The sequence below is a fragment of the Enterobacter cloacae complex sp. ESBL7 genome, assembly GCF_041679625.1.
GTDB lineage: Bacteria > Pseudomonadota > Gammaproteobacteria > Enterobacterales > Enterobacteriaceae > Enterobacter > Enterobacter asburiae_B.
In genome coordinates this window covers 854,495-865,174 of the sequence record NZ_JBGORN010000001.1, presented here as the reverse complement: position 1 = coordinate 865,174, position 10,680 = coordinate 854,495, and the positions used below count along the sequence as shown (strand labels likewise).

Sequence of the window (10,680 nt, the reverse complement as noted above, 5' to 3'; positions counted from 1 at the left end):
CCATCGCCCATACGATGCCATGGCTGAACGCCAACAGCCGCTGCCCGATCTTCCTTGGTGGCGTGCCGAAACAGCTCATTCGGGTGTGCAACTTTTTGTTAATAAAAGATGAATTGTGAAAAAATTACTGGTGATGGCTGTATTACTGGGTATGTCAACAACAGCACTGGCTGCGGATATTTACTCTCCGGCGAGCGGCGTTGTGTGTGATAAAAAAGCCGGGTATTGCGTTGATAACCTGGGGATTGCGATGGGTCTGACGGCGTTGTATCTAGGGAAAACCGCAGAGGATAACCTGCAGAAGGCATTCGGTGATGGTGTCAGCGTCGATTTGAGCGAATATACGTTCAGTAACGGGGGGCATTGTGATTCTAAGGATCGGCAGTGTTATAAAGATCGCTTTTATCCACGAACACCAGACAAAAAAGAAAACACACTGACGCAGCAGATATTTGGTAAAGCGCCTGAAGGAAAATAACACCTTAAAACTCAGTGTATTTTTTGCCAGAGAGCATCTCCCGTTGCTAAGGATTATCTGTCCATTTCGTATAACGGAGAAACTTAGCTATGCGCATATTACCTGTTACGCTTCTTGTCTGCAGTTTCATTCTGAGCGCCGGGACGATGGCTGCATCCCCGGCAAAGAAAGATGCACAATCTACGATTGATGTCCAACAGATTACAGATGGTCCTGCGCCAAAGAAGGTTCCACGCCCCCGTAAACCAAAGACAGACGAAACCATACCTCAGTCAACGGATACGGCTCCGGCGGCTGTGCGGGATAAAAACGGTCGGTTCGTGAAAAAAGAGAATACGCTGCCAGTCCCCGACCAAAAGTCAGCTCCAGTTTCTGAGAAAGAACCAAAGTCGGCACCAACATCCGCAGTAGTGCCAAATGCGATTGAGTCAGATGCTACAGCGAGATGTAAAGACGGTTCTTTCAGTCACAGCAAGCAGCACAGTGGCTCCTGTTCGCGCCATGGTGGCGTGGCGCAATGGCTGGCCGAATAACTGGGGAGGTAGTATGGGTATTCTGAATAACATCCTGGGCCGTTTTTTCCAGGGAACGGATGTACATCCAAATCTGATGGCCTTCCTGTCGTGGGTACAAGATGAGGGCGGATTTCCGGCGCTGCTGGCCCGCTTTAAGACGCTGGAGGAAAATGGGCTAACGGCTGAAAATCTTACCCCTGAGCATATCAGTAGCTTGTTTAGCGCTGATGAGTTGTCTTCGTTAGCGCAGCATATGGGGATTTCTCAGGGTGAAGCGACTGGCTGGATTAGTGCCCATCTGCCTGCTGTGTTGCAGCATTTGTCACCTGAAGCGCACCAACTGGGCGGTGGCAATATGCTTGATACGGCGCTGTCGATTCTTCGTGAGCGCATGAAGTGATTTTTCTCTTTCTTTATGCAGGGTGACGACAGATCGAAGTAAATAAAAAATGTAACGTGAAAAGGACGCCCGGCCATGAAGGCTGAGCGTCCAGTTTTTTATTTTTGGTGACGTAATGATATAACATCAAGAAAAAATCATTCTGGCAGAGCAACCGCCAAATTCTTCGCTGAAACACTACTGATGGGTTTCTCCGTTACCACTGGCCGTGGTTCTGTAGTCGTCACCGTTACAGATGGAGCAGAACCCAGCTGAATGTTCAGAAACGACGACAGCATGGTACGCAGTGTTTCCGGGCTGGTGTTATCAGCCAGCAGCGCGGCCAGTACAGACGGCAACCTGCTGTCAATCTCGCCCAGCGCTATACCAGCCAGTAATGCCGTTCGTGATAACTCACCGCGATCACCGCGATGGTGTGCCTCAATCCGGGCATCCGCAAAACGTTCGCTGGCATGCGTTTCAGGCCGAAGGTAAATCAGTACTTTTCTTCGGTTCATTACCACCTCTGTTAACCAATAGCTTGCAAACCATGTACCAGCGCGAACTGCGGATCTTGCGCCACATAGAAACGATCTTCACGCAGATTGACGTGAGTACGAATTTCATCAGCCAGCAGACAGGCTCCCCCGCCAACCACCGCGACGTGGGTATAGCCTTTGAAACGATCTATGGCTTCCAGTACCCGTGCACGATAACGCGAGATACCAGTGTGGATTGCCTGCTTTATGGAACCGACAGCACGTGGATCGTTGATATTGTTCGCGAGGTACGTATCGTCGAAACGTTTGATAATCAACCTGTCCACGTTGTAGCAGGACATCGCCATACCGGTTTTACGCAATGCCTGCTGCACCTCGTCGGTCACCAGGGACACGCCGAGAGCCGGATCTCCGTAAATTTGTGAGACAGAAGACATCTGGCCCGCCACCTGCGAGATATCCAGCGTCGTTCCGCCGAGATCTACAATCAGCACAGAGTTGGAAGCCGATAGCTGATCGCACAGCGCAATCCCGGCGGGAATGGACTCCGGGCGCACAGTAACGCGGGTGATGGTAAAGACGTGACCGTTATTCAGCGCTACCGGTTGCAACAGATTCTGTTTCTTGCGCTCAATGTTATCAAGCCGGTACTGAGCGTCTTCGTCGTAGAACTCCGCCAGCGGCAGCGTCACCACGATATCCACGCACTGCGGCGTAAGCCCACTGGTCAGCAGCGCATGCTGGACTGCCACCGCGTTGAGCGGGCTGTACTGCCATTCGATATTGCTGGTGGTCAGGGAATCGGGGGAAATAAGGTCAAATGAATATTTCTCTTTGCCTGCGATGTAGTTGAACGGCTTACCGCTGCCAAACGTGGCTGACCACCCGCGTTTGAAGCTGTTAGGGCTGAGGTGGGTGAAGGTCCTGCCGTGCTGCTCCCACAGCATTTTGATATGGGTAGAACCATCGTCGATATAAATGCGCATATTGCACCATAGTTGAGTCAAATGTGAGTTTATATTGCGCCGTCCGGCGTTGCCGGACGCATGAAGAGCTGTTATTGCGTTAAAATTGAGAGCAAAGTGAGATGAATCAGTGCCAGCCAGCGCTCAATGAGATAAAGTAGCGTTTCAAGTAAGACAAATATGAGAAATCGGTTTATCTGGTTTGTTAGAATAAACTTTATTAACAGTAGAAACTGGTAATAACTGAACATGTTGGTTATTAGTCAGGCACATTAGTTAATTTCCTTTTTAGAAGTAAGGTGATGGCATTCAATCAGGTAATATATTCCTGAGATGCTTTTTAAATTAAATAAGTGCTTTTAAAAATCGCGCTTCAATAGATTTATTGCTCTCCCTTGAATAAAATAACAACCTCGACTTATACGTGACTGGCTGGATTAATGTTCATCCCCGACTATATTTCAGCATTTATTTCCCGGGCAGGAGTAATATGCCAGCCAGTCAGGTACAATGTGTTCAAATGTTTGGCGTTTCACGTTCCAGCAGCCATTGATCCAGTTCTGCTTCCAGCCACCCTACAGATTGTTGCCCCAGTCGCCGCTGTTTTGGAAAACTAGCATCATAGCGTGGCGACTTCGGATTGAGCCAGTCATAAATGGTTGAACGGGCGATACCGAGTTTGGCAGTAAGTGCACGCATGCGCAGGATCTTCATGGTCGTGGTATGGGGGATCATCTTTCTACCTCATTTCACTATAAAAATTTAAGTTATCTTCTGAATAACGGAACTCTGTTATTCACCACCTGAGCCGACTGGCTGGCATGCGATGGATTGTAATGAGGTCGAATAGTGTCTAAAATTGGCATTTTCAACTTACTTTTTTTGACATTGACTTTATGCCAGCCATATCACCACTCAAGAAAGCAGCGTTTGATGCCATCGACAGTCTTCACTTCAGTCAGGTTGTCATGAGCCCGATATGCGGAAAACCTATTGCAGAGTGGTATCCCCGCATTCTGGGCAGAATCAACGGGATACTTCAGACGGCTGGGATGGACGGAAAGCAGGCTGAGATATCCCGGCATTACCTGCTGGGTATTCTTGAAATTTATTTGTCTGTTGACAGCAACTATTTTTCTAATATGGATGAGCACCATAAAGTGTCTGATTCTGGCGGTACGCCTTATAACAGGGTGAAGCATGAGCAATTTGCTGAACACGCCCGAAATTTCAGTATTGCCATGCTTTGCAATATTGCCCGCGAAAATGGTGTGGACAGAGAATTCCTTCTTGAGGCAACGGAAGAGTTGATGAATGATAAAGTGTTAGCATTATCAACCATGCCGTATCCAATCAGATACCGATTAACTGAATGCTGCTATGCGCTGGAATATCCTGACGCACCTCTCGGTTTTTATCGGGAACTGGTGAGTCGCAAGATTATTTCAGGTGGAAAATGCTCATGGGGCGAAGGTTCACGCAAGAATGAACCGCCTGTTAAGGAGTCTGATCCGGAATTATCCCTGTTGTTCATCCGCGCGGGTTTGCTGTTTGAGTTTAAAATGCTGCAAAGATCACTGGCAGTAATGATTTCTCTCAAGGAGAATAGCACAATTGCTCTCCCTGCTCTTGACTCCCGGATGCCTCGTCCAGAACGAAAGAATATTGCCGATTACTACAAAAGGATTGTTGATTTCTGGATGCTGGAGGGAAATCCTAATTCCTTTGCGATGTTTAAATGTAAAGATCATGTTTCGGCAACGAACGGCGAAAAGCTTCTTAAAAACATGAGCCGATTTTATTTTCATAAACGAATGTTTGGTGGTACGCAGGGAAGCTGGCTGGGGACGCTGGGTGCATTTGATATTGAGGTCAGACGTTGGGAAGAGCCTGGGGTAGCGATTTATTACGAGATGAATAATAAAAATACAATTTCAGATAAAGTCAAATCAAAACTTGAAGATTATAATTTTATAGTATCAGCAAGAAGTTTGTATTTGCGGCATAAAGTGATAAAAAAAGATAGTTACTCTAAAATTCGATATTATCGAGATCTTCTAATGAATCAGTCATGTATGATCCCCTGGTACCTTAATGATAACAGCTATTACGAAATGGCACTGAAGTTTGAAGCGGGAGAGTAACCTGGACTTATTAATAAACCTACCTGTTCATATAACCCTGGCTGGATTTGCATGGTGGTTATGGTGAACAGGTAGTACCCGTAGTTCTGTCCCAATCAACAGTTAAGCCCAAAAAAGAAAAGCGCCCCGAAAGGCGCAGAATAAGTTTACTTCACTGCCGAAAACACGTAATCAGCCCAAGCCTGCATCACCGGAATACGCTGTTCCAGTAAATCAGTACGATGGTACGCAGCCTCTACTTTGTTTTTCAGCGTATGTGCCAGTGCCCGTTCGGCCACATCCCGTGATATCCCCTGCTCACTGCACCAGTCTCTGAAACTGGAACGAAATCCATGAGCGGTTGCGAGTCGTCCTGGCGTATCGCTGACAGCCCCCGTTTTACGCAGGAAAGTGGTCATCACCATATCAGACAATACAATTTGTTTTCGTGGTGACGGGAAAACCAGCTCATCGTGCAAACCCTGCATTTTTTCAAGCACAGCGACAGCCTGCAAAGATAATGGAACACGATGCTGAATCCCCGCCTTCATTCTTTCCGGTGGAACAATCCATATTCGCTTGTCCAAATCAACTTCCTGCCAGCGCATACCACGGGCTTCTCCTGACCTCGCCCCGGTAAGGATCACAATCAGCAACAACGCACGGGTCACGTTATAGCGCTCGTCACTGTAGACTTTCGTCGCCACGTAAAGCGGTACATTTCGCCAGGGCATCGCCGGTTGGTGCTCAGTTCGTACATTAATACCCGCCTGTACCGGCAGTAAATGGTCAACAACATCAACAGGATTGGCAACACAGTGCCCGTGAGCCCATCCCCATTGCATTACCGCATGGATTCGCTGTTTTACACGACTGGCTGTTTCGGCCAGAGTAAGCCAAACAGGGCGCAATGTTTCTGCCACATCAGCAGGCGTGATACGGTCGAGCGGTTTAGTTCCCAGCGATGGAAACGCATACTGCTCCAGTGTTGATAGCCATTGCTTTATGTGTTTCTGGTTTTTCCATCCCGGCGAGAGTTCAGCGTGAACCTGACGCGCTGCTGCTTCAAATGTCGGAATAACAACCTTCTCAGCTTCGGCTTTTTTCAACTCAAGCGGATCATCACCAGTCGCCAGTTGTTCGCGCATGGCCTGTGCCATACGTGCTGCTTCCGCAATGCCGATTTCGGGATAAGTCCCCAGCCCGGCATTTCGCCTTTTTTGGGTAACAGGACTTACATAGCGTAAAACCCACTTTCCCCTCCCCTTTGCTGATGAAGGATGAAGTGTAAGTCCCGTAATCCCGCCATGAGGCAAAGGTCTGTCATCAGGCTTAATGTGCCTGGCTTTAGTGTCAGTCAATAGTGCCATAAAAAGGAAAATCCTGCGGTTTCTGGTATGCCATCCAGTATGCCATTAAAAATTCTTGCACATTTCTGGTATGCCATTCAGTATGCCATCTGTAGTGTGTTTCGTCAGGGTTATATTGGTTTTAATCGGACAGGTAATAAGAATAAACGATGAATTTTATTAGGTTACAGGATTAGGTTGAACCTCTTTGTATTCATATTTAGCGGTCCCCCTCACCGCCATATTTAAAGAAGAGCTCGCATGAAAATGCGGGCTTTTTTTTCGCATGTTGCACGCCTGCGGGGGGATGAGAATCCCCCGACCGGGGTTCGACAACTGGTGACAGCCAGTTGGACAGACTGAGAGCGTAGCGAACAGTCTGCCCGCAGGGCGAGCGAAGCGAGTCAATCCCCCCCTCACCGCCATATTTAAAGAAGAGCTCGCATGAAAATGCGGGCTTTTTTTTCGCATGTTGCACGCCTGCGGGGAATGAGATTCCCCGACCGGGTTCGACAACTGGCGACAGCCAGTTGAACAGACTGTGAGTGCAGCGCGTCAACGTTCTCATAATGTTATACAGAACAATTCAACTATGTATCGTATACATCTAAAATCCAATAAATGTATATTATATATAATAGACAACACATAGATAAGATGAATAATTTCAATTTACTTCGCTAGACTCTTTCACGAATAGGTAGTATGTTGACGTACTAATAGCCCCCTTAAGATATTTTGAAACGCTTAGCACTCCCTTGAGTATAATACGTCAATCCGGAGATTTAGATGAAACAGCAATTATTAAGCTTGACTCCTGTTAAACTCCAGGAGGTAGATAACATTAGCATGGGTGTTTTACCAAATGGTGAAACATTCCTATCATTACAAGGCGTAGCAAAATTCTGCGGGCTTGCCCCAAGCTCTATAATACAATTAGCTCAGGATTGGTCTTCAGGTGATGCTCAAATACGTAGTAGAGGTCAACAACTTACTGAGTTAATAAAGGAGTGGACTGAATCTTCGATTGTACCCGATAGCTTATATGTTGAGTTAGATAGTAAAAACTCCATTACAGGAGTCATTCACGCCGTCCCAGAGCAAATTGTAATGGCAATAACTGACTATTATGCTCATTATGCTCCAACGACAAAACAAGAAGCTATCACTAATTATAGAAAAGCAGCAAAGCTTGGACTAAGAAATTATATATACGAAAGATTAAATTATAGTGAAAAGGATTTAATAGCGCAGAGCTGGAGTTTATTCCAAGAAAGAGTACTTAATAATGAATGCCCCAAAGGATATTTCACCATGTTTGATGAAGCAACGACAGTAATTGCTTCATTAATTCGCAATAATATTGCCGTAGATGATTCAATTATGCCTGATGGGAGCTTAGGTATTCACTGGGCAAAATATTGGAAATCTGAGAACCTCTCAATTCGATATGGTGAAAGAATAAAAATACACCACAAATATCCAGAATCCTATAGGCAATTAGATCCAGAGGTAAATGCCTATCCCTTAAGTGCAATCTCTGATTTTAGGTTATGGTTCCAAAATGTTTACCTTCCTGAAAAATATCCTAGTTATATCAAAAACAAAGTTAAGGATGGGAAGATCACATCAGAAGCGATGCCAATATTACTAACCGCAGTGTTACCTCCAGAGGTTTCTACGAAAAGGTTAAATTAATTTACTTCAATGAAGTATTTATTCAGGGTATATTACTTTTTATAAAAGCACAAAAAACAAAGCCCGGTTTCCCGGGCCTTGAACACAACAGCAAACTCAATAATACGCTTGAAGCGTGCGCTGACAGAGCGCGGAACGCACGCAGTCCTCTTTGGTGAAGCGTACCACCCCAATCATCTCATCTTCCTCAAAACGTGACATGGCGTCGCTCAGCCCGGATTTCACGCCGGATGGCAGGTCACACTGGGTAATATCGCCGTTAACGATAACCGTCACGTTCTCCCCGAGGCGCGTTAAAAACATCTTCATTTGCGCAGCGGTCACGTTCTGAGCCTCGTCAAGAATGACGACCGCATTTTCAAATGTACGTCCGCGCATATAGGCGAACGGCGCGATTTCCACCTTGCCAATCTCTGGTCGCAGGCAGTACTGCATAAAGGATGCACCCAGTCGCTTCACCAGCACGTCATAGACGGGCCTGAAGTACGGAGCAAACTTCTCCGAAATATCTCCGGGCAGGAAGCCGAGATCTTCATCAGCCTGCAGTACAGGACGGGTAACAATAATGCGCTCCACATCCTTATGAATCAGCGCTTCCGCCGCTTTGGCTGCACTGATCCAGGTTTTCCCGCATCCGGCTTCACCGGTTGCAAAGATGAGCTGTTTACTCTCGATAGCATTCAGGTAGTGCGCCTGAGCCTCATTGCGCGCCACAATTGGAGAATTATCACGGCTGTCTCGGGCCATGCCAATTGCTTCTACGCCACTCATCTGCACAAGCGAGGTGACCGATTCTTCTTCACGCTGTTTATGGCTACGTGAATCCCGTCTCAGCACACGTTTTGCTTCGCGACGAGCTTTGATCACTGCTTTTTGTCTTCCCATGGATAGCACCTTGAGTTGTTGGTATTCATCACACGCGCCAGCTTCGGCACGATTATGCGCACGAACATCAGAGGGTTGGCTTCCTTGTAAGCCATTGCTTGCTTTATCGGATAACGATACGGAACAGCTACGCGCACCGTTCTGCACGTCGGTCGAATCAGATTCTTGAGGAAGGGGGGAGAATTTAGTGGTGAGGAAATCGCTGCCGGAGTCTGAGCCTCCGCGCCGGGTGCTGCGGTTGTTATGTTTACCTTGTCCAGTACAGGACGCAACCATTCGCGATCTCCATAGTGATTCAGCATCACTGCCGGGAACTACCGCTGTCTTATCTTAAGTACATCAGGAGTTATCATAAATGCAACATTTATTTTACCTGAATGCAACTTTTAAGACTGTCCCTACAGGTGAAATCAGTCTCATATAGAAATATTACAGAAATATAACAGCAGGATAGTCATATGAAAAAATAATGTCCCCGCGAACGGTTGCGGGGACAATTATCAGGCTTCAATAAGACCTTGAGCGAGGTACGCGTTCCGATCGCGCACGCCCGGCAGGGCAAAGAAATAGCCGCCGCCGATGGGCTTAATGTACTCTTCCAGCGCTTCGCCGTTGAGCCGCTTCTGCACGGTCAGGAAGCCTTTTTCCAGATCGTGCTGATAGCAGACGAACAGCAGGCCCATATCAAGCTGACCGGCGTTGGTCACGCCGAGCGAATAGCTGTAGCCACGACGCATCATCAGGCTGGACTGCGTCTCTTTAGTGCGCGGATTGGCCAGACGAATGTGGCTGTCCAGCGCGATGGTATCGCCGTTGGGATCGCTGGCGTAGTCGGGCACGTCATGCTCGTTCTTCATGCCGAGCGGCGCGCCGCTTTGCTTATCGCGACCAAAGATCGTCTGCTGCTCCTTGAGCGGCGTGCGGTCCCAGAACTCCACGTGGAACTGAATAATCCGCACCGCCTGATAGCTGCCGCCCACCGACCACGCCGGTTCGCCCTGATCCGCCGTCACCCATACCACGTCTTTCATCAACGCCGCATCGCTGCTGTCCGGGTTGGCCGTACCGTCCTTAAAGCCCAGCAGGTTCACCGGGGTTTCTTTCCCTTTACTGCGGGCGGCATGGTCCGAGATAAACCCTTCCCGCTTCCAGCGCACGCTCAGCAGATCCGGCGTGTGCTTGATGATATCGCGCAGGGCGTGGATCACCGTGTCCTGGGTATTGGCACAAATTTGCAGGAGCAGGTCGCCATGACACAGCGCCGCGTCCAGGGAGTCATTCGGGAAACGCGTCATTTTCTGCAGCGCTTTCGGCTTCTGTTTTGCCAGCCCATAGCGCGCGTCAAACAGCGATTCACCCAGCGAAACGGTAATGGTCAGGTTATCCGGGGCGATAAACGGCCCCAGAATGCCGGAGTCCATTGGCGGCAGACGCGGGTTCGGCGTATCGGGCGCCGGTCCGCCCGCGGTGAGAAACGCAATGCGCGTCGTCAGCAGGCGGAACAGACGCTCCAGATCGGCTTTATCGCTGGCCAGCGAATCAAAGGCCACCAGCATCATGGACGCCTGCTGGGGCGTCAGGATGCCCGACTGATGCTCGCCATAAAACGGCTGCGTCTCCATGCGGGCATTGGGTGACAGCGTGCCGGGCGCGCTCTGCAGTTTCGCCGCATGCGCTACCGGACAGCCACCAGCCAGAGCAAGAGCGCCCCCCAGCGCCCCCACCCCTTTTAACAATCGACGACGTGAAGGCTCAACCACATCGTTCTCGCTATGCTTATTCATCGTG

Annotated in this window: 11 protein-coding genes; 5 read left to right on the top strand and 6 right to left on the bottom strand. The window is 48.5% G+C overall.

Going from position 1 to position 10,680, the window contains the following annotated elements; genetic code table 11:
• Nucleotides 1–115 precede the first annotated feature (115 nt).
• The 3 genes from ACERY3_RS04150 to ACERY3_RS04140 all read left to right on the top strand — a co-directional run bounded on the left by ACERY3_RS04150 (nucleotide 116) and on the right by ACERY3_RS04140 (nucleotide 1,393).
• Nucleotides 116–478, top strand: a complete 363-nt coding sequence (locus ACERY3_RS04150; protein WP_373225097.1) for a YcgJ family protein — start codon at nucleotides 116–118, stop codon at nucleotides 476–478.
• An 89-nt stretch (nucleotides 479–567) separates the two neighbouring features.
• Nucleotides 568–1,011: a DUF3761 domain-containing protein gene (locus ACERY3_RS04145; RefSeq protein ID WP_373225096.1), complete on the top strand. Its 444-nt coding sequence runs from the start codon at nucleotides 568–570 to the stop codon at nucleotides 1,009–1,011.
• A 13-nt stretch (nucleotides 1,012–1,024) separates the two neighbouring features.
• Nucleotides 1,025–1,393 carry a YidB family protein gene (locus tag ACERY3_RS04140; RefSeq protein WP_373225095.1) on the top strand — a complete coding sequence of 123 codons (369 nt, stop codon included), beginning with the start codon at nucleotides 1,025–1,027 and terminating at the stop codon, nucleotides 1,391–1,393.
• A 137-nt stretch (nucleotides 1,394–1,530) separates the two neighbouring features.
• On the opposite strand, the gene ACERY3_RS04135 is transcribed toward ACERY3_RS04140, so the two are convergent.
• The 3 genes from ACERY3_RS04135 to ACERY3_RS04125 all read right to left on the bottom strand — a co-directional run bounded on the left by ACERY3_RS04135 (nucleotide 1,531) and on the right by ACERY3_RS04125 (nucleotide 3,572).
• A complete protein-coding gene (locus ACERY3_RS04135) occupies nucleotides 1,531–1,896 on the bottom strand; it encodes a plasmid partitioning/stability family protein (RefSeq protein WP_373225093.1) in 366 nt (121 codons plus the stop codon).
• Between the two features lie 5 nt (nucleotides 1,897–1,901).
• Nucleotides 1,902–2,858 (bottom strand): plasmid segregation protein ParM domain-containing protein, encoded by a 957-nt coding sequence (gene parM, locus ACERY3_RS04130; protein WP_373225092.1) that lies wholly within the window; start codon nucleotides 2,856–2,858, stop codon nucleotides 1,902–1,904.
• A 495-nt stretch (nucleotides 2,859–3,353) separates the two neighbouring features.
• Entirely contained in the window at nucleotides 3,354–3,572 is a 219-nt protein-coding gene (locus ACERY3_RS04125; RefSeq protein ID WP_373225091.1) for an AlpA family phage regulatory protein, read from the bottom strand.
• Nucleotides 3,573–3,733: 161 nt separating this feature from the next.
• Between ACERY3_RS04125 and ACERY3_RS04120 the strand changes: the two genes are divergently transcribed.
• Nucleotides 3,734–4,981 (top strand): hypothetical protein, encoded by a 1,248-nt coding sequence (locus ACERY3_RS04120; protein ID WP_373225090.1) that lies wholly within the window; start codon nucleotides 3,734–3,736, stop codon nucleotides 4,979–4,981.
• Nucleotides 4,982–5,127: 146 nt separating this feature from the next.
• Here the strand turns inward: ACERY3_RS04120 and ACERY3_RS04115 are convergent, their stop codons facing one another.
• Nucleotides 5,128–6,330 carry a tyrosine-type recombinase/integrase gene (locus tag ACERY3_RS04115; RefSeq protein ID WP_373225089.1) on the bottom strand — a complete coding sequence of 401 codons (1,203 nt, stop codon included), beginning with the start codon at nucleotides 6,328–6,330 and terminating at the stop codon, nucleotides 5,128–5,130.
• Nucleotides 6,331–7,098: 768 nt separating this feature from the next.
• On the opposite strand from ACERY3_RS04115, the gene ACERY3_RS04110 reads away from it, so the two are divergent.
• Nucleotides 7,099–8,007, top strand: coding sequence for a hypothetical protein (locus tag ACERY3_RS04110; protein WP_058840841.1), 909 nt, complete (start codon nucleotides 7,099–7,101; stop codon nucleotides 8,005–8,007).
• A gap of 96 nt (nucleotides 8,008–8,103) precedes the next feature.
• Here ACERY3_RS04110 and phoH read toward each other — a convergent pair whose 3' ends face one another.
• Nucleotides 8,104–8,892, bottom strand: coding sequence for a phosphate starvation-inducible protein PhoH (phoH, locus tag ACERY3_RS04105; protein WP_024908976.1), 789 nt, complete (start codon nucleotides 8,890–8,892; stop codon nucleotides 8,104–8,106).
• Nucleotides 8,893–9,392: 500 nt separating this feature from the next.
• Nucleotides 9,393–10,676, bottom strand: coding sequence for an iron uptake transporter deferrochelatase/peroxidase subunit (gene efeB, locus ACERY3_RS04100; RefSeq protein WP_373225088.1), 1,284 nt, complete (start codon nucleotides 10,674–10,676; stop codon nucleotides 9,393–9,395).
• Between the last annotated feature and the right edge of the window lie 4 nt (nucleotides 10,677–10,680).